This is a genomic window from Shewanella spartinae (assembly GCF_019457555.1).
GTDB lineage: Bacteria > Pseudomonadota > Gammaproteobacteria > Enterobacterales > Shewanellaceae > Shewanella > Shewanella loihica.
This window is the reverse complement of record NZ_CP080418.1, coordinates 3,765,757-3,787,717: the sequence shown is the minus strand read 5'-3', so window position 1 is coordinate 3,787,717 and position 21,961 is coordinate 3,765,757. Positions and strand designations below refer to the sequence as shown.

16 protein-coding genes are annotated in these 21,961 nt (G+C 53.8%); 10 read left to right on the top strand and 6 right to left on the bottom strand.

Annotation, left to right across the window (positions count from 1 at the left end):
- Positions 1 to 8 precede the first annotated feature (8 nt).
- The 4 genes from nrfD to K0I31_RS16395 all read right to left on the bottom strand — a co-directional run bounded on the left by nrfD (position 9) and on the right by K0I31_RS16395 (position 2,542).
- Positions 9 to 950 (bottom strand): cytochrome c nitrite reductase subunit NrfD, encoded by a 942-nt coding sequence (gene nrfD, locus K0I31_RS16410; RefSeq protein ID WP_011866954.1) that lies wholly within the window; start codon positions 948 to 950, stop codon positions 9 to 11.
- Complete coding sequence (locus K0I31_RS16405) at positions 947 to 1,639, bottom strand: 4Fe-4S dicluster domain-containing protein (protein ID WP_011866953.1); 693 nt, start codon at positions 1,637 to 1,639, stop codon at positions 947 to 949. The genes nrfD and K0I31_RS16405 overlap by 4 nt, the downstream gene beginning before the upstream one ends.
- Positions 1,640 to 1,649: 10 nt before the next feature.
- Positions 1,650 to 2,114, bottom strand: a complete 465-nt coding sequence (locus tag K0I31_RS16400) for a cytochrome c3 family protein (protein ID WP_011866952.1) — start codon at positions 2,112 to 2,114, stop codon at positions 1,650 to 1,652.
- Positions 2,115 to 2,212: 98 nt separating this feature from the next.
- Entirely contained in the window at positions 2,213 to 2,542 is a 330-nt protein-coding gene (locus tag K0I31_RS16395; RefSeq protein WP_398350090.1) for a PDDEXK family nuclease, read from the bottom strand.
- Between the two features lie 657 nt (positions 2,543 to 3,199).
- Here K0I31_RS16395 and K0I31_RS16390 point away from each other — a divergent pair.
- On the top strand, positions 3,200 to 4,078 hold the full coding sequence (locus K0I31_RS16390; protein ID WP_491572511.1) for a LysR substrate-binding domain-containing protein: 879 nt from the start codon (positions 3,200 to 3,202) through the stop codon (positions 4,076 to 4,078).
- A 148-nt stretch (positions 4,079 to 4,226) separates the two neighbouring features.
- On the opposite strand, the gene K0I31_RS16385 is transcribed toward K0I31_RS16390, so the two are convergent.
- Entirely contained in the window at positions 4,227 to 5,231 is a 1,005-nt protein-coding gene (locus K0I31_RS16385; protein WP_220079073.1) for a LysR family transcriptional regulator, read from the bottom strand.
- A gap of 561 nt (positions 5,232 to 5,792) precedes the next feature.
- Here K0I31_RS16385 and K0I31_RS16380 point away from each other — a divergent pair.
- Positions 5,793 to 10,730 carry a S8 family serine peptidase gene (locus K0I31_RS16380; RefSeq protein WP_220079072.1) on the top strand — a complete coding sequence of 1,646 codons (4,938 nt, stop codon included), beginning with the start codon at positions 5,793 to 5,795 and terminating at the stop codon, positions 10,728 to 10,730.
- A 186-nt stretch (positions 10,731 to 10,916) separates the two neighbouring features.
- On the opposite strand, the gene K0I31_RS16375 is transcribed toward K0I31_RS16380, so the two are convergent.
- Complete coding sequence (locus tag K0I31_RS16375) at positions 10,917 to 14,135, bottom strand: DUF2339 domain-containing protein (RefSeq protein ID WP_220079071.1); 3,219 nt, start codon at positions 14,133 to 14,135, stop codon at positions 10,917 to 10,919.
- Positions 14,136 to 14,890: 755 nt separating this feature from the next.
- On the opposite strand from K0I31_RS16375, the gene K0I31_RS16370 reads away from it, so the two are divergent.
- The 8 genes from K0I31_RS16370 to hpt all read left to right on the top strand — a co-directional run bounded on the left by K0I31_RS16370 (position 14,891) and on the right by hpt (position 21,924).
- Positions 14,891 to 15,340: a hypothetical protein gene (locus K0I31_RS16370; RefSeq protein WP_220079070.1), complete on the top strand. Its 450-nt coding sequence runs from the start codon at positions 14,891 to 14,893 to the stop codon at positions 15,338 to 15,340.
- An 844-nt stretch (positions 15,341 to 16,184) separates the two neighbouring features.
- The gene (locus K0I31_RS16365; protein ID WP_220079069.1) at positions 16,185 to 16,532 is read left to right on the top strand and encodes an immunity protein CdiI family protein; all 348 of its coding nucleotides are present in this window, start codon (positions 16,185 to 16,187) and stop codon (positions 16,530 to 16,532) included.
- 121 nt (positions 16,533 to 16,653) lie between these two features.
- Positions 16,654 to 16,875: a hypothetical protein gene (locus tag K0I31_RS16360; RefSeq protein WP_220079068.1), complete on the top strand. Its 222-nt coding sequence runs from the start codon at positions 16,654 to 16,656 to the stop codon at positions 16,873 to 16,875.
- A gap of 15 nt (positions 16,876 to 16,890) precedes the next feature.
- Positions 16,891 to 17,733, top strand: coding sequence for an LPO_1073/Vpar_1526 family protein (locus K0I31_RS16355; protein ID WP_220079067.1), 843 nt, complete (start codon positions 16,891 to 16,893; stop codon positions 17,731 to 17,733).
- Positions 17,734 to 17,818: 85 nt separating this feature from the next.
- Positions 17,819 to 18,712: a hypothetical protein gene (locus K0I31_RS16350; RefSeq protein WP_220079066.1), complete on the top strand. Its 894-nt coding sequence runs from the start codon at positions 17,819 to 17,821 to the stop codon at positions 18,710 to 18,712.
- A gap of 573 nt (positions 18,713 to 19,285) precedes the next feature.
- Positions 19,286 to 20,668, top strand: a complete 1,383-nt coding sequence (mpl, locus tag K0I31_RS16345; protein WP_220079065.1) for a UDP-N-acetylmuramate:L-alanyl-gamma-D-glutamyl-meso-diaminopimelate ligase — start codon at positions 19,286 to 19,288, stop codon at positions 20,666 to 20,668.
- A 47-nt stretch (positions 20,669 to 20,715) separates the two neighbouring features.
- Complete coding sequence (locus K0I31_RS16340; protein ID WP_220079064.1) at positions 20,716 to 21,375, top strand: flavin prenyltransferase UbiX; 660 nt, start codon at positions 20,716 to 20,718, stop codon at positions 21,373 to 21,375.
- Positions 21,376 to 21,393: 18 nt separating this feature from the next.
- A complete protein-coding gene (gene hpt, locus K0I31_RS16335) occupies positions 21,394 to 21,924 on the top strand; it encodes a hypoxanthine phosphoribosyltransferase (RefSeq protein WP_011866938.1) in 531 nt (176 codons plus the stop codon).
- Positions 21,925 to 21,961: the final 37 nt, after the last annotated feature.

Here is a 21,961-nt window from a genome sequence, read left to right as displayed (position 1 = left end):
AGCGGGGATTAGATCCCCGTCATCTGGCCGGTATAGAGGATAAAGTTGCGCAGCAAGAACACCCCTATCAGGCTGAAGCTGGCGGTGACCGCCACATAGGCGAACTTACGATCTGCCGACACCTTCATCCATAGGTTGAAGGCCAGTGGCAGGGTGAGGCCTATGCCGATCACGCCGGCCCAGAAGATCCAACCCCAGAAGCCGAAGCCCAAGGCGTTGAGCGCCGCGACCTGGCTCTGGCCGCCAGAGAGGATCAATCCGGCGAAGAAGGTAAACAGCAGGCCAATCTCCACTAAAATCAACGGGATCTCTATACCGTGGATGAAACGCACCTCGACCCCATTGGGATTACCCCGAAGCAGCACACCACCCAGCAGGGTCGCGGCGGCGCCGGAGGAGAGCCCGGAGATCAAGAACAGCAGCGGCAATACCGGGTTATTCAGCAGCGGGAAGCCGATCAACGCCGACAGCAGGAAGCCGGTGTAGGCCCCAAGCGAGATGGCGAGGATCACCAAGACGCCGGTGATTGCCGCTTCCTGTTTCACCAGCCAGTTCAGCAGCCGGTTGGCGATAGGCAGACGCTTGCCCAGCAGCTGAGTAATGCGGCGCTGGAAGACGCAGGCTATCCAGGCAAACAGCACCAGCTGATAGGCCATCAGCACCAGTACCCCCATGGACATCACAGAGCTGGTGTTGTAGAACACCAAGATCTTCCAGAAATCCAGTGGCCTAGTGAGGTCGAATACCAGGATCCCCAGGCCACCAAACACGGCGACCGGGGCTATGATGGCCGCCGCCTGCACGAAGGGCGAATGCCAGGCCTCATGGGATAACTTGAAATGTTTCAGCATGATGGCGAAAAATACCGCCCCAGCTGACAGTCCGGCGAGGAAGAGGTATATGGCGATAGGCCAATGCCATACCAGGCCTTCGAAATGAAAAGCACTCATAGCATTATCTCCCCATCTATGGTTTGAATATGGAACAGCTTAGGCCGGGTGCCCAGGTCCACCTTGGCGCGGTAGCTGGGCTTGCGCTTAAGCAGCTTGACCAGATCCGACTCGGGATCCTTGAGGTTGCCGAAGGTCAGTGCCTTGGTAGGGCAGGCCTCGACACAGGCAGGCTGAAGCCCCTGGGCCAGGCGACTCTTCTGACAGAAATCGCACTTGTCGGCGGTGCGGGTCTCGGGGTGGATATACCTGACCTGATAGGGGCAGGCGGCGATGCAATACTGGCAGCCTACGCAGCGGTCGCTATTGACCGCGACTATGCCCGTCTCTTTGTCGATATAGGCGGCGCCTGTGGGGCAGACCCTTACACAGGGCGCGGCTTCGCAGTGCTGACAGGAGACGCGGCTGAAGCGGTAGCTCTGATCTGGGTACTCACCGAAGGGGCCCTTGCGTTCTATCTTCACCCGGGTGACGCCCTCGGGAATATGATTGACCTCGCGGCAGGCCTGGACGCAGGCGTTACAGCCGATACAGGCATTCTCATCATGCACCATGGCGTATTTGATCTCACTTTCCTGCTCGGGCTGGAGCAGGGAATCGGCCTGGGGCGTGCGGGTGGCACCATACACAGAGACACCGGCCAGTAGGGCCCCAACCCCCTTGAGAAATTGGCGTTTAGAAACTTGCATCACAGGCCTCCTATTGTTCGACTTTGTGGCAGCCGACACACAGCTGGCTATGCTGCTGCGTATCGAGCGACAACATAGGGTCCGTCTCGGGATGAAGCTTATGGCACTGATCGCAGCCAAGGCGATTGGCGTGCACATTGTGAGTCCATTCAACTTCACCCAGGGCCTGATGGTCGTGACAGGTCAGGCAGACGGCGCCGCGTTGCTGAGCCGAGAAGGGGCTATCGGGCCCAAAGGTCATGATGGTCGATCCCTTCTTGGGATGGCTACCTTTGGGGCCGTGACAGTCCTGACAGAGAATGGCGAGGCCAGGGCTGGCGTGTATGCCCTCGAGTTGGCCATTGCGTTTATGACACTTGATACAGCTGCGGCTGGCTTGCTCGTCGGCGGCTAAGGCATTGGGCGTTAGGCCCACCAGGCCAAGTGTTAGGACGCTGGCCAGCAGCAGAGTAGTACAAGGGGTAATTTGACACATAATGCATCCTTACACCTCAGTGAGCATGACGTTGTGGGGAAGAGGAGCGTCAAGTGGTCGGTTTGACGCTCATTGGGCGTTGCGGTGAGAGACACTCATCAGGCGGCGAGTGCGGTGCGCAGCAAGGCTTCGTCGCAATGCTTGTCTTTGTCCAGCTTAATCAGCTGCACCCCTATGTAATCCAAACATTTTTCGACAAACTTCATCTGCTCTGGAGAGCTGGCCGCAGGGTCGCTCACCACGAGTTTGACCGCAGAAGATTCGTTGTCGACGACCACGTAATCCAGGTGACAGTGCTCCATGAAGTCCTGTACCTCTTCGTGGTTCCTGAGGGAGTCATCTAAGTCGACTACATTCACCAGCGACGCTCCGTAAAGGACATCGTAGCGGTTGGCGGCGATGGCCTTTAAGCCTTTCAAAAAGTGCATTGAATCCTTGTCGAGCAAGTGAGGCTTGATGCTTACGGCGGCATCGACCAGCTGATTCTCGCTTGATCTAAAGAACTTGATGCACGTCATGACGAAGGTCACGATGACGAGAGGACAAATGATGAACAAAACAAAGTACATAAATGCATAGCTTAAAATAACGGTCGCGGTGGTGTTCATAGTAAACCTCCAAGGTTATTTTCATTTTTAACTCTCGATTTAATTATTACGCTATGGGATTTATTTACAATAATTATTGAAATCGGATTATTAAAATTTAGCCCTTGGTCAGATACTTATATTCAGCTATTTCATTTTGTAGATAATCAATAATTAGATATGTGTTTTTTAATTGTTGGATATCTGAATGTTGGCGGGATTTATAAGATATTTTGCATGAAAATTAAGCCATTGCGGTGTTTTTGTAAATGCTTGAAATTTAGAAATATGATCAAGATCTATTTTATTTGTTTTATTAATATCGAATAAAGATATTGTCAGCTTAAATATATTTACTATACTCTGAATGGGTATATTCGATGTCGGGAGAGGTATTTTGAAATGAAAAATATGACTCTAGATAGTTTAGATATGCTGAGCGCCAATATATTAGTTAATTTGTATGAAAAGCATTCCGCTTCGTCGGTGGCGATGGAGATGAATATACCCGCGCCCAAGGTGAGCCGCTGTCTACAACACGCGCGGATGATCTTTAACGATCCCCTGTTCATCCGTAAGAAGCATGGCCTAGAACCCAACGAATTTACCCGTCAACTCTATCCCCTGGTCAAGGCCCTGGTGCAGTGTGGCGAGCAGCTGCATCAGCTGGAGAGTTGCCACGATCTGGCCGCGAGCCAGATGATGGTGCTCTATGTGAGCGATCTCTTGATCGCCGAACTGCCCCAACGCCTGAGCGGCGCCATCAGCGAGGCGCAGCTGCCTATCAGCTATGAGCTGCGCACCGGCTCTGTGGATCTGCTGGAAGATCTGGCCCAGGGACTGATCGATCTGGCGATCGTCAGCGAGTCCTCGGACAAGGCGCTGCAGGACGACAGACTCACCATCACGCCCCTCAAGCAGTTGACCCACCTGTATCTGCTCTGCTCCCTCAAGCATCCCCTGTTGCAGCAGGAGATCAGCCTGGCCAATATCGCCAACTATCCCTATCTGAGCGCCTTTGGTCAGCTGGACAGGCAGGCGCCGGATCCTTTCCAGCGTTACTGCACTCAGCAGCGCCTTAGCTGTCATCTAGCCCCTGTGGATCTGGGACGGGAGGGGCTGGAGTTTAATCAACTGTATCGCTATCTGTCCGATGACAAGACGGTGAGCCTGCTGCCTTACAGCAGGGTGTATGAGCATAGCGAGCTGCTACCCGGCCTGCATGTGTGCTGCCTGTCGGGCATGGATACCGCGCGCCTCTATCAAGATCAGCCCTATCCTAGGCTCTACATGTTGAGTCGTAGCGGTCGCAGCGCCGCCCATCTGGATTGGTTGAAGCAGGAGATAGGTCAGCTGATCAGTCAGAACGTGCACTAACACTGTCATTAATACGAGGCACTAATAACTGGCACTACAACAAGTACCAGCACTGGCAGCAACTAGCCTACTGGTTCATTCGGATCCTTATTGTGGCGCTAATTAAAGGGTCTAACTAAAAGGCCTGGCTAAAGGCTTGGCTAAAGGCTTATGCTGAAGGCTCTGGCGCTATGCCCGGCTGGGCGAGGGGCGTACGCTCCTGGGCCACCCGATCGCAGTGGGCCTGCATCTCGATCAGCTTCTCCGTCAATACCCGGCGCAGGCAGTTCGCCAGCTCCGGCTTGATTCCCTTGTGGCAATGCAGATAGTAGCTCTCGGTCTCGAGATCTCGGGTCTGCAGCCAGACCCTGGAGATATCCAGATAGTCCACATCGTCGCGATTCTCGAAATAGCTCATCGACATGGCCGAGGAGAGCAGGGCGATATCCTCGCTGTGACTCACATGATCCACCAACATTCTCAGACTCGGGCTCTTGAGGGCCACGCGGATCTCTATCTGCCTGGCCTTGGCATACAGCTCTATGGGGTGAGGCTCCTGCTCCTGCAGGTGGGTGTTCACCAGGGCGATATGGTAGTTAAACATCTGCGCTAAGGGATCGTCACTGGTTAAGATAGGGTGGCCACGGCGGGCGACGATGAAGAAATGGGTGATATCCCCCAGCTTAAAGTTGTTCACCATGGGGTGATTAATCGGCTCGGTGGAGATGCTGCAGTCGACCTTGCCCTGACACAGACGCTGATTGATCTTGTCGGTCCAGGGCTGAATATTGATGCTGACGCCGCCCTCGATACAGTGGCAGGTGTTGTGCACACAGTTCATCGCCATCAGCGACCACTGCTCATAGGTGGCGACGCTGAGCTGATAGGGCTCGGCGCCCTTGTCTATGGTGGCGGCCACTATCTTGTCGTACTGTTCCACTATGGTCTTGACCATGGGATAGATGGTGAGGGCGACCTGATTGGGCTCGAAGCCATATTGCTGGCGGATAAAGAGCTCGTCCTCCAGCACCTCCCGCAGGCAAGTCAGGCTGCGGCTTACCTTAGACTGAGTGGTACGCAATCGCTCGGCCACCGCACTGCCGCTCTTCAGCTCAACCAGTCCGATAAATACCTGCAGGGTATAGTAATCGAGTCGGCTCACTTTCTTCAGCATGACAATATCCCTCTATCGGCAGTTTTCGATGGCGTTAACAGGCAAAAGTAATAGATCTTATATTTAAAAATTAACCATTTGCTGAACGATCCTTGTAGCACAAGTTGGTTAAAAATTCTGCGGATTACATCACAGTTAACTTGTGGTTAACCTTTCGCTAAATCGCCAGCTAAGCCTGACAACACCGAATTTTAGCCACCTTGCCAGGGTTTCTGTAACAAAAAGATACACCTAGGGCAACGAGTGACTGTGGGCCACGGGCGCAGGGGACAGATCGCCGTGAGCTGAATTCCCTAAGGCTAGAGGATCTGTTTAGCCGGCAGCAGGCTTGTTGGTAGGAGCTGTTGCGCGGTGAGCCTCGCCTAGCTTGAGTCACTATTTCCGGGAGAAGGTTAGGGGTTTCCAAGGCTAAATGTTGCGGGGGAATTTCAACTCGGATACCGGCACAGATGTAGCCGCAATGTTACATAAAGGTACGTTTTTCTTTGACGTCGTTTGATATACCTAATGCGCATGTAAATGCATGAAAAATAATAAGCTTATGATTTCAAAGGAATATCAATGCGTACCCAACAAATGTTTAAGCGAAGCGCCGTCGCCAGCCTGACCGCGCTCTATCTCGCCGGGGCGGGCTCGATTGCCATCGCCCAGCCGGGGATGGAGAAGGTGCCTGGCACCAGCTTCTACACCCCGACCTTTACCGCCGAAGATATTCAGCGGGTCAACGAAGAGCGTCAACTCGAATTGAGTGGCGAGGTCTACCTGGGCACACCTGGGCAGATCAACCGCGTCAAGAAGGCGCGCACGCCTGAGGAGATCTTCACGCCATCGGAAAAAGCCAGCGGCGTGCAGACCTATATCGTTCAGCTCGATGCCGAGCCGCTCGCGACCTATGCCGGTGACGTGCCAGGTTATGCCGCCACCACGGCGCCGAAAAACCGCTCAGTGATCGCCAAGGGCCGAGTCGCGGTCAATACCGCATCGGCTCAATCCTACAAGCAATACCTGGTGTCCAAGCAGGATAAGTTTATCGCCAGCGCCCGTCAGGCCGGCGCCTCGGTGAGGGTAACCAAGCAGTTCACCCTGGCGAGCAATGCCATGGTGGTGGAGATGACCCAGGAAGATGCCATCAAGATGTCTCATCAGCGTGGCGTCACCCGCATCTCGCCTAACCGCGTGTTCCAGCTGCGCACCGACCGTGGCCCAGAGTTTATCGGCGCCGACAAGGTGTGGCAGGGCACGGCAACCTCGGGCAGCCTGGCCGCCAAGGGTGAAGGCATGGTCGTGGGAATCATAGACACGGGGATCAACACAGATCACCCGGCGTTTGCCGACGATGAGGCCTACGCCACGACTAACCCCTTCGGCGCCGACAACGGCGTGGGCGATTGTGTCGACTCGCCAGAGCTGTGTAACAACAAGCTGATCGGTCTGCACTCTTATCCTGAGATCACCGACATCTATGCGGCGCCCGAGTTTCAAACCGGCGGCCGCCCAGTGATGATCCGCCCGGCCAATGGCGAAGACTATAACGGCCACGGCTCTCACACCGCCAGCACAGTCGCGGGTAACACCCTGACCGACACCCCGCTGCAAACCTTCAGCGGCGAGGCGACCAGCGACGGAATCAATGTGCCCTTTAACTTCCCACAAACCAGTGGTGTGGCACCCCGTGCCCATATCATCGCCTATCAGGTCTGTTGGCCAGGTGGCAGCGGCGACCCCTATGCGGGCTGTCCCGAGTCGGCGATCCTGTCGGCATTTGAAGATGCGATAGCCGATGGCGTCGATGCCATCAACTTCTCTATCGGCGGCGCCGAGTCTCTGCCTTGGGCCGATCCCATGGAGCTTGCCTTCCTGGCGGCACGTGAGGCGGGGATCTCTGTCGCCGTGGCGGCGGGCAACAATGGCGCCTACTGGTCGTCGGATCATAGCTCGCCTTGGGTAACAACCGTAGGTGCCAGCACCCATGATCGTCAGCTCGAGGCTGGGGTGAAGACCTTAGGCGAGTTCGAAGGGGTAAGCGCGCCAACGGCGCCAATGCAGGGCAAGAGCTTCTCCGGTGGTATTACGGGCCAGGTGGTGATGGCCGAGAAATATGCCGACCCGGATCTTAACGATGGCTATAACGCCGCCAGCTGTAATGCGCCTTTCCCGGCCGGTACCTTTACCAGCGACCAGATCGTGGTGTGTGAGCGCGGTGACATTGCTCGTGTCGACAAGGCCAAGAACGTGGCGGCCGGTGGCGCGGGTGGTTTCATCCTGCAAAACATCAGCTATTCGGCGGACAACCTGGTGGCGGACAACTTCGTGCTGCCCGGCATTCAGATCAAGGCCGCCGAGCGCTACAAGCTGCGTAACTGGGTCAACCGTAACGGCGAAGCCGCCCGCGCGACCATCTCAGACTATAGCAACGACTATTACTTGGACGCCGAGCTGGGTAACAACCTGGCGACCTTCAGCTCCATGGGGCCGAGCCGCACCAATAACACTCTGGTACCGGATCTGACGGCGCCGGGTGTCGACATCTATGCGGCCAACGCCGACGATCAACCCTTCACCTACTCACCGACGGCCTCCGACTGGACCTTCATGAGCGGCACCTCGATGGCGACGCCTCATGTGACTGGCGCCATGACGCTGCTGAGTCAGATCCATCCAGACTGGACACCGGCGGAGATCCAATCGGCGCTGATGCTAACGGCGGGCCCAGTGATGCTCAACACCGGCTATCAGCTGATCGAGCCTTACTACAACTTCATGGCCGGAGCAGGGGCGATCAACGTGGCGCGCGCCGCAGATACCGGCCTGTTGATGGATGAGACTGTCGAAAATTACCGCAATGCCGACCCGACCAACGGCGGCCTGGTGAACTGGCTCAACATCCCCTCTATGGTGGAGATGGAGTGTACCGACACCTGTAGCTGGATGCGTACGGTCAAGGCGACCCGCGACGGTACCTGGACGGTTGAGGGTATCGGCAAGGAGGAGGGCTTCGAGCTGACGGTATCGCCGGCGCAGTTCTCCCTCAAGGCGGGCGAGACCCAGAGCATTATCGTGACGGCGACACCGCCGAGCAAGATAGAGATCAAGGTCGATCCCGAAGAGGCCGACGGCCCGTGGGATGCTGTGCTCAACAAGGACACCTTCTTCAACGGCCAGGTGGTGTTGAAGGAGCAGGGCGACAGATCGCCAGAGGTGCACATGCCTGTGGTGGTGGCCACCAGTGGCGAGCAGCTGCCCGTGTCACATCATTTCGAGATCACCAGGGATCAAGGCACAGAAACCCTGACGGTGAATACCGATGCCTACAGCCAGCTGACGCCGCGCTTCTACGGCCCGGTGAAGCCTGAGGTGTATAGCAATCGTCTGACCGCCGTGGGGCCTTTCCTGCGTCAGGACTATATCGAGAAGGGCTGGGATATCCGCACCATCACGGTACCCGAGGGCGCCAAGCGTCTGGTGGTCGAGGTGCAGAAGGCCGGAGTGGTGAGCACCCTCGAGGATCTCAACCCTCGCTACACTACGCCCCATCCGTTTGTGATTGTGGGTCTGGATGAGAACGACAACGGCACCTTCGTGCCAGACAGCGAAGCCGACAGCAGCGCCATCAAGGCGGAATACTCGGCGGAAACCGTCTGTCTCTCAACCAGTCAGGCGGAGCATAACTACTGTAGCCTGGAAAACCCGGCGCCCGGCACTTACTGGGTTGCTACCGCCATGGCCTATGGCCAGGGTGAAGTGGACGTGGATACAGGCTACGCCATCATCATGGAAGATGACGATCGCGGTAACCTGAGCATCACGGGCCCAGCCTCGCACGATGGTAACGGTAACTATGAGATCGGCATCAACTGGAACCTGCCACAGACCCAGGCCGGTGATATCTACTATGGTGGTTTCGACCTCGGCAACATGCCGGGCGCCGAGGGCACCCTGGGCTTCACCGCCCTGGATATCCGCCGCGCCGACGATGCGGTGACCTGGGAAGTGAGCCAGGACAAGGCACGTAGCATGGATGTGGTGGATATCAGCCTGAAGATCGCCGCTAACATGGAGACTCAGGACCGTCAGTACCAGTTTGCCCTGCAACTGCCTGAGGGAATGCGTCTGGCACCGGCGACCCTGACCACCAACAACGATCAGGTGACTCAGGCGGTGACCGCCGATGAGCGCGGCTTTACCCTGACGGGGATGCAGGCATCCACCCGCGACGTACAGCGCGAGTACAAGATGACCACCAACCTGACCGACAAGATGTGTCGCACGCCGATGATCGACGAGTACTCGACCGGTGGCTATATCGACCTGTTCGGTGAGTTTAAGATGCAGCCGCTGGCCGACTGGTTTGTGGGCGACTATCGCAGCGCCTTCGACGTGCCTATCGATTGGTTGTTCTACAAGGAAGGCGCCAAGTTTGAGCTGTACAACCAGCCGAACGCCGGTTATCTGCGCATGCATACCGTAGGTGCCATGCAGCTCAACACGGGTTACTGGTACATGATGCTGCATCGTGGTCCTGGCTTCCTGGTCGAGGCCTTGGCGCCCTTCTGGCGTGGTAGCTTCGAAGGTAAGTATCGTCGTCACTGGGAAGATCCATGGGGACTGACCATTGCCTCTCAGTATGCCGAGGAGCGTCCAGACCTTGGGGATCTCCTCTTCCTCGAGTTCGATAACGTGACCGATAAGAACACAGGCGAAGAGTATGATTTCGAAACGATTCTGCGTAGCGGCATCGACGACCGTCCGGGTCAGTTCGAGATCATCTATGCCTACGATAACCTGGGTGCCGATCTGGCCAAGGGTGCAGTGTTCCTCGAAGGTTTCGATACTCAGTGGTCGACCAAGGCGGGCGCCAAGGGCGGCGGCCTCTATGAGGTACTGGGCTTCGATAACTTAGATGAGGTGCTGGCCGACGATCTCGTTGTCTGTTTCGACTATGTGGGACCAGAGCAGAGCCGTATGGAGGTGAACTTCAAGGCGGTGATCAAGCCTGAGGCGACCGGTACGGTGCAAGACATAGTGCTGGATTACGACCTCGAAGGCGCGCCGTCGATTCAGCTGATCCACGCCATCAGCGTCCAAGGCAACATACAGATCGCCGAGATTGCCGATCAGGTTGTGGCCGAAAACACGCCGCTGGAAGGGCTGACGGTAAGCTATATCGATGCCAACAAGGTGCCTAACACGGTAGAGGTGACAGGCGAGCACATCACGGCCGAGGTACAGGGCAACAGCTTTACCCTGATCCCTGAGGCCAACTTCCACGGTGACACCCTGGTCACTGTGACCGTGCGCGATAACGAGCACAGTGGCGATGCCGCCAGCACCAGCTTCATGCTGACGGTGGAATCCGATGGCGTCGAGCCGACACCGCCGCCTCAGCCTGAGGTTGTGCAGCCTGAGTCGAGCTCGGGTGGTGCCTTAGGCTTGGGTCTGCTTGGCCTGCTGCCGCTGGCACTGCTGCGTCGCCGCAAGGCTAAGGCGCGTGTGAGCTAATATGGCTGCATAAGATGGCTAATTAAAAAGGTCAAAAGTATGGCCAAACAAGCATTTCGGGTATGACCCAAGATGCTTGAAGCTAAAGTGAAAAAGAGGAGTCTAGGCTCCTCTTTTTTTATGCCAGTAATCTTGGCATCGACCTAACTCTTTAACCTTTAACCCTGAGCCCTTAGCTTAAAGCTCCTAGCCTAGGGCCAGCAGCCGGTTCTTCTGCTTCTGATAGAAGTAGGCCACCGTCAGCAGTATGATGCCGATGACGATGAAGGCGACCACCTTCTGCACCAGCACGAAGGAGGCCATGTCGATAAACAATATCTTGAGACAGGCGAGGCCGAAGAGGATCCCCGCCATGCGTATCAGGCTGGTCTGTTGCGGTCGCAGGCTGAGGAACATGAGCGCACTGCCATGGCTCACCAGCAAGATGCTACTGATAGGCGCGGCTACCTGATCCCCCAGCTGATAACTCCAGAGGAAATAGCTCACCGCCAGCAGGCTGTGCCAGCCCCACAGCAGGGCAGGTTTCGGCAGCAACTTCTTGTGGGACTCGATGCCGAGTCGCTTGCCCCTGAGATACCAGGCGAGCACCACCAATATGCCCAGCTCGCTGAGGCTAAACAGCAGGCTGCTCATGTCCAACCTCAGGGGGCGATCGCCATGCAATATGATGGGCGCCAGCGGCAGCAGGAGAAGCAGGCCGTAGGCGAGATCGTAACCGGGTTTCAGCGCCTTGGCGAAACGTCTGCCCAAGGCGTTATCGCGCTCGACCAGCAGGGCAAAGTAGCTGGTCAACGCCAGGAATACCAGGGACCAACCCGGGGCGATAAGCCCAGACAGGGTCTGTACGGCAACGGCTAGGACCAAGGCAAAATAGAAGGGGCTCAACTGCCAGGGGAAGCGCAGTAATATGCGCCAGTGCCGGTTCATTTGCTCATAACGGCCGTGCACTGTGCCTAGGGCCAGCGCGCCAATGGCGAGGGCGACTAATCCCTGCCACTGATTGTCCAGACAGCTAATGGCGGTGAACAGCATGGCCGTGGCACAGAGCACTTGCGTTTCGATCACCAGACTCCTGTGGCGCACGAACCTCGCGAGGCCAAGGGCCATGGCGCTGGCCAGCCAGAGGTAGATGGGGAGCAGCTCCAGGTAGCTTCGCAGCACCTTAGGTAGCAGCAGGAGCGGCAGCGCCAGATAACAGATGAGCTGAACATAATAGGCCAGCCCTAACAACGGCGACTGAGGTGTGTATCGCTTATACCAGTTGTAGGCCAGCAGCAGGCTGCCGAACAGCTCGATACGCGCCAGCTTGGCGTTGAGAGGCTGCTGGGCAAAGTTGACGCTGCCCGCCTCTAGCATGCCCAGCATGATGAGGCCGCCTAGCGGCAGTAGCCAGAACCAGGCCATGATCTCGGTAAAGCGCAGCTCGTCTCGTCTGCCGAGATAGAGCAGCATCAGGGCGATCAGTGGCAGGCCATTGAGATAGAAGTCTGGGCTCAAGCAGTAGCCGATAAATAGCGCGGTGATCGCCAGCAGCTGACCAAAAACGCCCTGCAGGGCGCGGCGCAGCAGTCGCTCAGTCCCGGCAAGTCTATCCCCCAGGGCGTCAATCAGGCGTATCGCCTGATAACAGGCGGCGCAGCTTAATGTAAGGGTGAGAATGAGGATGAGGATGAGGTTATCGCTCATTCCCGCGGCGCCATCCAGCTGGTGATGACTCACTGCCAGGCTGTCGAACAGGGTCAGCAGGTTGCTGCCAAGGCCCATCGCCAACAGGATATAGGCTTCGGTGCGAATGGCGATAAAATCATGTTTAGCGCCGAGCCAGAGTAGCAGCAGTGCCTCGATCAACAGCACTAAACCAAGCAGGTCGGCGCTGATGAGGTAGAGCGCCGCCACCCCGGCGAACACCCCGGCTGCGGCCAGCATCAGCGGTGCTATCAGGCTATCACGCCTAATCTTCCAATAGAGCAGGGCGCAGATAACGCCGTTGATCGCGAAAAGCTCGCCGGCGTAAGAGGTAAACTCCCCCAGGGTATAGAGGGTAAAGCAGAGCATGGCCACGGGCACCATGAGCAGGCGTGCACTGGGCTCCCGCTTGGTCTGCAACCAGAGGCTACCCAGGCCATAGAGATAGAAGAGGGCGTTGATGCACCCCAGCGCCAGCATGGCCATGGTGTCGATTGGCGCCAGCGGCAGAAACAGGAAGAAGCTCAGTAGCTGCACACAGGCGATATGCAGCAGTGCCGTGATCTCTATCAGCACGGGCCAGTTCAGCCTGTGACTCTGCACCAGTGAACAGACGCCTATGATCAGCAAGTAGGGCAGATAGAGCAGCGGCGCCTGGCTGGCATCGAGCAGCATAAGCGGCGCCAGCGAGCCGCCGCACAGGGCGATGATGGCCACCACCTTGGTCTCCAGCTTCATCGCCAGGCCGTAACCCAAGAGGGTGTTGACCAGCATCAGCGAGAAGGCGGCGCTCTCAGGGATCAGCTCAAAATAGGGGCCGAGGAAATAGATACAGAGGTAATTCAATATGATGCCAAGGCCCACTATGCCCGAGGCATAGTCCTCCATGCCGGGCCTGGCCCGCCGGATAAACAGGCCGCCGGCGATCACGCCATTGGCCGTGATAAGCCCTAGCATGGCCTTGCCAAGCTCAGAGAACCAGTGGTTGATGGAGTATTGCAGCAGGTAGCCAAAGCCCAGGGTCAGGGTGACGATGCCAGCCAGTGTCATCAGAAATACCGCGCCCTGTCCCTTGGCCTGATAGTGTTGATAGAAGGCCTTGGCCTGCTCGCCGAGACCGCCGAAGGGGCCGAGCAGCAGGTTGACCAGCTGGCCCAAAGAGCCCCGCAGCTGCCCCACCGAGTTGGCCAGCTGTTGCCCAATACCTGGAGTGGCGGCCTTCTGTTTTGTGGTTTTCGTTGAGCGAGCCGAAGGTTGAGTTTTAGGGTGTTCCTGTGGTTGAGGAGTCTGGGGCTGCCAGGCGTCGTGGCGATAGCTGGTATCGGTCTGTTGATTGAGTTCGCCTCGCTGGGATGACGGTGTCTTCTCTAACTCTAGCTGCGCTGACTGTAACGGCTCTGACTGCGTGTGCGCTGCTTGTGGCGGCTCTGGTTTTAACAGCTCTGGCGGGGTCTGCCATGGCAAGTATTGGCTTGAGAGGCTTGGTGCCGATGCCGAGGTTGAATCTATAGAATGTGTGTGTGCAGTCGTCGAATGCGTCTGCTGTGGATACTCGTCCTGCTCGTAGCCCTCAAGGGCATTTACCCGCGCGTTGAGCTCGGCCAGCTGCTGGCTAAATTCCGCTAACTGACTCGTGAGCGCCGCGCGGTCCGATGCCTGTTGTGACTGCATCGCCTCCAGTGCCTGAGTGAGCTTGTTGACATCTTCCTTCAGTGTCATCGCCTTTCCTTTGGTCTTGCCAACTTATCCTAAGACTTATCATTGTACTTGCAGTATAGGCACTTAGGGAAGTGGTTGATATTTTTATGAATGCGGACGTTAACTTGTTTTCCAAACTCTGTTTGGATTAGCGTCGCGGGGAGCTTCCCTCGTCGGGATGGATACGGCCTTACGGCCGAGAAAGTCGTGGGATTCCATCCCACACCCGGGGATGTGCGACCTGACGGTCGAGGTAAGTCGTGGAACTCCGTTCCACACCAGGGCAAGAGGGGGATCTCCAGCAATCCCCCTCTTGCATCTCCCCGTGCCGCCCCGACGAAGTTGTGATCCCTGCGTGGCTATTTGAAAATGACTAACGCTTCCGATGGGGCATCCAAGCCCCCCGGAAGCTAGCCTCACATCCATGTGAGTCTCACGTCATTTTCTGCTATCCACTCCGGCAACTTCGATGGGGATCTGTTGTAGCCACAACCGTCATTTAGGTTCAGGCTGGGGATTGTTTTGCCTGCTGTATCCATTTAGTCGGCAACTTCGATGGGGATTCGTTGTAGCCACAACCAGCATTTGGGTTCAGGTTGCGGATTGTTTTTGCTTGCGATATTTGTTTAATCGGCAACTTCGATGAGGGGTCATAGTAGTCGCAATTTGTATTGGGTTGCTTTAGTGCTTTTGGTGAGATTGTGAAGGTTGAGGTGCCAAATTTTGTACTGAGGTGGTAGCATCTTGCTTAGCTTAAAAGGAATTTAGGTTATTCGATGAAACTTGTACTCCAGATCACTCTAGGAATCTTACTGGCGGGAATAGTCACTGCCATTATTAATATTGCCTACGTTAATTATGTTGCTTATGAGGCTGATCGCTTCTTAGAACAACAAGCCAAGTTGCTGCGTGAAAAGGTTGCAACGCAGAAGGCGGCGGAGAAACAGCGCCGAATAGAGGCTTTTAAAGCAAGCTATCTTGCCGAGCAAGAAAAGAAAGCTCGCATGACGATTAATCAGGCTGAGCGGCAAAAACGCGAACGGGCATGGAAGAGTTATTACGTGACACCAGATGAGTGCAGAAGCTTCAAAAATGATGCACATATGGTTCGTTGCGTTAATCATAAGATAGATGCAAAGAAAGAGTTCGATAGACTCTATGCCACAGGAGAGATGATCATTCCTCCGCCTGCCAACAATTCAGATAATCTTTTTAATCTGCAATAGCCTTAAAACTGGTTGTTTGCTCTTTTTCCAAACTTCGTTTGGATTAACGTCGTGGGAAGCTTCCCTCGTCGGGACGGATACGGCCTTACGGCCGAGAAAGTCGTGGGATTCCATCCCACACCCGGGCAAGGAGGACTGCTCGTCCTCGCCAAGTACTTCCTTGTAAAAAGCCAGCTCGGCATCCGTGCCTCTCGCTCAAAACGGTCATTGACATGACCTTCGCCCTTGCATCCACCCTGACGCCCCCGACGAAGTTGTTGATCCTCATGCTTCAATAAAAATCGCCTAACGACTCGGATGGGACTCCTGTCCTCCCGAGTCTTAGCCATCGTCCATGATGGCTATACGGCATTTTCATCTACGCATCCCGGCTCTGGCATCCTGCTTCGCTCTAACTCCTGCATCCATGCCGTCGTCGGCAACTTCGATGGGGATCTGTTGTAGCCACAACCGGCATTTGCAGCAAGTAAGTAAAAGTTTACTCTGACCCGACTATTCCTAATACTGTAACCACGCATACGCATTGTTTCTTGAACACCGATTAGAAATGGGCTTTTTAGACTCATGATTACCTCATCCCTAATGCACTGTTTGTTTACACAGTGTTATTTGGTATTTCCGAATATCAAGGAAAATAGTGAAATAATTTTGCGCGTTTATACACGTACTAATCCGTATAATTCATTTTTATCAATCAGTTATGTGTTGACTACTTGAGATAATAGGTTTGGAAAACGCGCATGCGCGTTTTTGCAGATGGTATATTTGGCAATATGCTGATAAGTTCATTACATACAGATAGTTAACTGTGCGCGTTTTCACTGGTCCAACGAGATAAACGCGCATGCGCACTAATAAGCTGTTATATGCCGTGAGTATGACTTCGATTAAAGTGATGACCGATTACCTTTGTTTTCCTTTGTGGCACTATGGAGCTGATGAAGTAGGTGAGATTGACCCAACATCATTGCCAATTTCAAAAGAGCTATCTTCGTCGCTGATGGAGTGGGCGGCAGAATATGATGCAACTTTAAATGAAGATGATCCCGCTAGCTCAGGTTTCTTGTCATCTTTGGCAGAAGCCGATTTTATTGAGAAAGGCCTCAAGTTGGCTCAAGAACTCAAATCTGTGCTTGTAAACGTTGAGGTTTATTATTATCACGAAGGAATGGGGCGAGATGTTCGCATATAACAAGTTGCCTAAGTTCGCCGCAAAAGGCGCGGCTGGGACAAATACTCACTGGGCTTTGCCCAACAACGTTCGCATTTGCCCCTTGGCAAAGCGTTATGTTCCCGCAAGCTACGGAGGATAAATGAAATTATTTAGCCAACTGGTAACAATTGCAGGTATTTTAATATCAGGTTTTTACTCATACCTGAATGACTATAGTTTTGAAGGAATAGTCGCATTTATTTCTTTTCTTGCAGCCTTTTCGGCAACTTTCTTCTTTGGGAATAGTTCCAAGATGACCCAACAGGTAGGCGACAATTCTAAAGCCTATCAGTCAGGCAGAGATATCAATATTAAGGAATAGAGAGTGATTGGGGATATGAAGCAAGAAACAGGTGAAAACTCAGAAGCCTACCAAGCTAAGCGGGATATCAATATCACCCATCAAGGAATGGACTATAACAACGTCAAACAACTTTGTCTTGATTTGATACATGACAACTTCCCTAAGCTTCAAGAAGAAGCTATGAAGCAAGTAAACGAAAATGTTATGGCTTTAGCTGGTGAACTGAAGAGTGAAATTGCCAAGAAGCAAGCCTTTATTAACCCTGAGAAGCTAGCGCAACCCGATGTTCAAGCTGCCTTAAATGAAGCGGTTCAGGGAGCTGCCAAGAAAGGCAAAAAGACTGACTTGAATTTATTGGCTAATCTGGTCGCATCAAGAATTGATAGGGGTAATAGTGATTTATTAGATATCACTATTGAAGAGGCAATCAGACTCACGCCGAAGCTTACTAGAGACCATATCAACTTTCTTAGTGTTAAGCATTTTGTTTCGAGCATGACAATTCAGATTCCGAATGTTGCTTTTATCCATCTAGAACAATTTGCGGCTCCCGTCCTAGCGGCCTTTAGTAACAACTGTGTACTGTCTGTGCCCAACATTCAGTATCTAGCGGGAGTTGGGGTTTTAGATTTCAATCCAATATTTGGCCATGATGCATATGATGTCCAGTTTAAAGAGTATCCTTCACTCGCAGAAAATACTCAGGAATTTAAAGAAAAGGTTAAGGTTCAAGCGCCTAGCTTAAACAAACTATTAGAACTATATGAGAAGGAAAAATTCTCATCAGCCAACCTAAATAGCTTTGGTCAAGTTATTGCGCTTACAAATTTGGGCCGTATTTTCGGCAACATCGATCTTAAGATATGGATAAATTGAACATAACAAGCGGCTGTTGTCGGACTCGCCTACGCTACGCTCCGGCTCGCCGCAAAGCCGGGCGTTATAAGTTTAGGAGAGTTTGGTGAACAATAAACCTGAGCATTTTATTCATCAGCTCGATGATGTATTTGATATGTACTTCGAAGTGTGTGAGTGGTTCAATGAGTTAGGCTTTGAGTTCTCAAGAAATCGCTATGGAAAGTATAAAAAACACTTTGATTCTTTTGTTGAAATGGGTAAAACCAAGTCAAATCTAGAAAATAAGGACGAAATATTAGATTTCAAGAGAGGGTTTGATAATGCCTATATTGAAGCAAATGAAATCATCCGTGTTTATAACAATCTTAAGGAGATTGAATCAACACAGTTTATAGAACAAATTAAAAAAACTGTATCTGGACAAGAGTTTAGGGCTAATAGTGACAATGATCAGGCGAGAGATTTTCTTTTTGAGCTATCAGTTGCATGCAGGTTTATCAAAGCTGGATTTAATGTATCTTTAACAGGAATTTGCGATGTAGTTGTAGACTTAAGTGATGGTGGAACACTGTTTATTGAATGTAAGCGTATAAAGTCAGAAAACAAAATAGAAGCAAATGTTAAAAAAGCCAATAAACAGATAACGAAGCGGATAAAAACAGTCCCCTCGTCCAAAGCTAGAGGCTTGATAGCTGTTAATATTACTGATCTTTTACCTAAAACTAATATGTTTTTTCCTGATACAGTGCAAGCTTCTACTGCAATACATAGAGGAGCTTCTAATAACTTTGTTAAACAACGAATTGTAAATTTCGCCGCTGGTATGAATAATAAATGTTTAGGGGTAATGTGTGAAAGTGCAATGATGCACTATTTATCTGGACAAGCAGCAGCTTCGGGTTTGACGTATTCAAGACATACTGAGTATTTACCTTATGCTGACAGTCCATTATTTGAATCCATTGTAAAAAAGATAAGTCGACAGGATATCAAATAAACTTATAACAAACGCTTCAACAAGGGACACAAAACAGCAGGCTTGCGCTCCTTCGTCGCTAATTTTAGCCTGCTATTTTGCGCCGGTTAAGCGAGGCGTTGCGCCCGATCACTAATGATACTTATAAATGAAAATTGGGTCAGAGTTAAGTTTGTTCTAGTTAGTGAGGTTGCAGGTAGAGGCTACGACAAGTCCCCATCGAAATTGCCGAAGGGTGTTGGAATAAATTGCGAGAGACGGGCATGGATGCCCGACTAGCTTCCGCAGGTGCATGGATGCATCCTTCGGAAGCGGTAGCGATTTATCCATAAGCACGAGGAGCAACAACTTCGTCTGGGGCGGCACGGGGAGATGCAAGAGGGGGATTGCTGGAGATCCCCCCTCTTGCCCTGGTGTGGAACGGAGTTCCACGACCTACATCGGCCGTAAGGCCGCACTCTTGGCATCAGCCCTTCAAACGCAGTTTGACCCCCCTCCCGGTCGTCAGACCGCATCTTAAACCATTGTTAACTGACAATGGTTCCACGAATCGTTAGAATAACCCCCAGATTATTCCTATCCAGAGCCAACCCCATGCATGTACATATCTTAGGGATCTGCGGCACCTTTATGGGTGGTCTCGCACTCCTTGCTCGCGCTAACGGTCACAAGGTCACGGGCAGCGATGCCAACGTCTATCCACCCATGAGCACTCAGCTCGAGGAGCAGGGGATAGAACTGATCCAGGGCTTCGACCCTAGCCAGCTGGGGCAAAACGAGGACGATGCGCCGGATCTGGTGGTGATAGGCAATGCCATGAGTCGTGGCAATCCCTGTGTCGAGGCTGTGCTCAACCGTGGCCTGAGATATACCTCTGGGCCACAGTTTCTGGCCGAGCATATTCTGACCAATCGTTGGGTGCTGGCGGTATCTGGTACCCATGGCAAGACATCGACCTCCAGCATGCTGGCGTGGATCTTAGAAGATTGTGGCTATGCGCCAGGCTTCTTGATCGGCGGCGTGCCGCAAAACTTCGGCGTGTCGGCGCGGCTGGGGGATTCCCCCTTCTTCGTGGTGGAGGCGGACGAGTATGACAGCGCCTTCTTCGACAAGCGCTCTAAGTTTGTCCACTATCAGCCGCGCACTCTGGTTATCAATAACCTGGAGTTCGACCACGCCGATATCTTCGATGATTTAAAAGCGATCCAGCGTCAGTTTAATCACGTAATAAGAACCGTACCGGGTCAGGGCAAGGTGATCTGGCCATCCGCCAGTGAAGCGGTGCGCGAGGTGATCGACATGGGCTGCTGGAGTGAGCAGGAGACCTATAACCTGATGGCGGGTAGCCCAGGCTGGTACAGCGAGCTGCTGAGCGAGGATGGCCACAGCTTCGAGCTCTTCTTCGATGGCGAGTCTCAGGGTGTGCTCGACTGGTCACTCATCGGTCAGCACAACGTGGAAAACGCCACCATGGCGATCGCCGCGGCCCGTCACGTGGGCGTCAAGCCTGCGGCGGCTATCGAGGCGTTGACCCGCTTCGCGCCGCCAAAGCGTCGCATGGAGCTCATCGGCACTGTCAATGATATCGCCGTGTATGACGACTTTGCTCACCACCCGACGGCGATTGCCACCACGCTACAGGGCTGCCGCGCCAAGGTGGGTGAAGGTCGCATCATAGTGGTGCTGGAGCCGCGCTCTAACACCATGAAGCGCGGCGTGCATAAGGATACCCTGGCGGGCTCTATGGCACTGGCCGATGCCGCCTACCTGTATCAGGCGGACAATATCGACTGGGACGTGGAAGCGGCGATGGCCAAGGCCGAGTTGCCTGTGACTGTGCTATACCAGATAGATGAGCTGGTCGAGACCGTGGCCGCGGCGGCAAGGCCCGGCGATACCATCATAGTGATGAGCAACGGTGGATTTGGCGGCCTGCATGGCAAGCTGCTGGCTAAGCTGGAAGAGACCAAGGCTTGAGTCTAGTCCGTAAGGGTTAGACTCGGGTCTTCAACAAAGAGAGAGATATGAATTATCCCAAGCGGGCCAAGGCGATCAGCCTGGCCTGGACCGGCGCCAGCGGGGCGCCATACGGACTCAAGCTGCTGGAATGCCTGTTGATGGCCGATTATCAGGTGTTTTTGATGATCTCCAGCGCGGCGCGGGTGGTGCTGGCCACCGAACATGGGCTGCAGCTCAGCGCTAACGGCGACAAGGCCAAGGCCCAGCTGCTGGCGCTGTTTGCCGAGCGCGGCAATGAGGTGGCTGGTGAGCTGCATGTGCTGGGTAAGGAGGAGTGGTTCTCGCCACCGGCCTCTGGCTCGGCGGCGCCTAAGCAGATGGTTATCTGCCCCTGCAGTACAGGCACCCTGGCGGCGGTGGCCACCGGCATGAGCAATAGCCTGCTGGAGCGGGCCGCCGATGTGGTGATAAAAGAGCGTGGCCAGCTGATCCTGGTACCCAGAGAAACCCCCTTTAGCAGCATACACTTAGAGCATATGCTGTCCCTGTCGCGCCTCGGCGCCACCATAATGCCGGCGGCTCCTGGCTTTTATCATGATCCCAAATCGATTGAAGATCTGGTAGACTTCATGGTCGCTCGGATCTTAGACCATCTGGGTGTCGACCACGGGTTAACCAAGCGTTGGGGCTATGATAAGCACAGTGCCGACAACCGCGACAATTAACACAAATTTGAGAAGAGTATGAAACACACTACCGAAGTGATGATCTCGGCAGATGAGATTGAACAACAACTGGATATCCTGGCAGCGCAGATCAATGCCCATTACGCCAATAGCGAACGCCTGCTAATGGTTGGCCTGCTGAAGGGGTCAGTGGTCTTTATGGCCGACCTCTGCCGCCGCATCAAGGGCCACGTTGAGATCGATTTCATGTCGGTATCCAGCTACGGCAACGCGATGACCAGTTCGCGCGACGTGAAGATCCTAAAGGATGTGCAGTCGGATATCGAAGGCCGTGACGTGTTGATCGTCGAAGACCTGATCGATTCGGGTAATACCCTGAACAAGGTGCGCGAAATGCTACTGCTGCGCGAACCTAAGAGCCTGGCCCTCTGTACCTTGCTGGACAAGCCAGAGCGCCGCGAGGTTGATGTACCGGTAGACTTTATCGGCTTCACCATCCCCGATGAGTTTATCGTCGGCTATGGTATCGACTATGCCGAGCAGTATCGCAACCTGCCTTACATCGCTAAAGTCGTACCCCTAGATTAATCGCGCCGTCGTTAAGATTTTAAACTCCTGCTTTGTG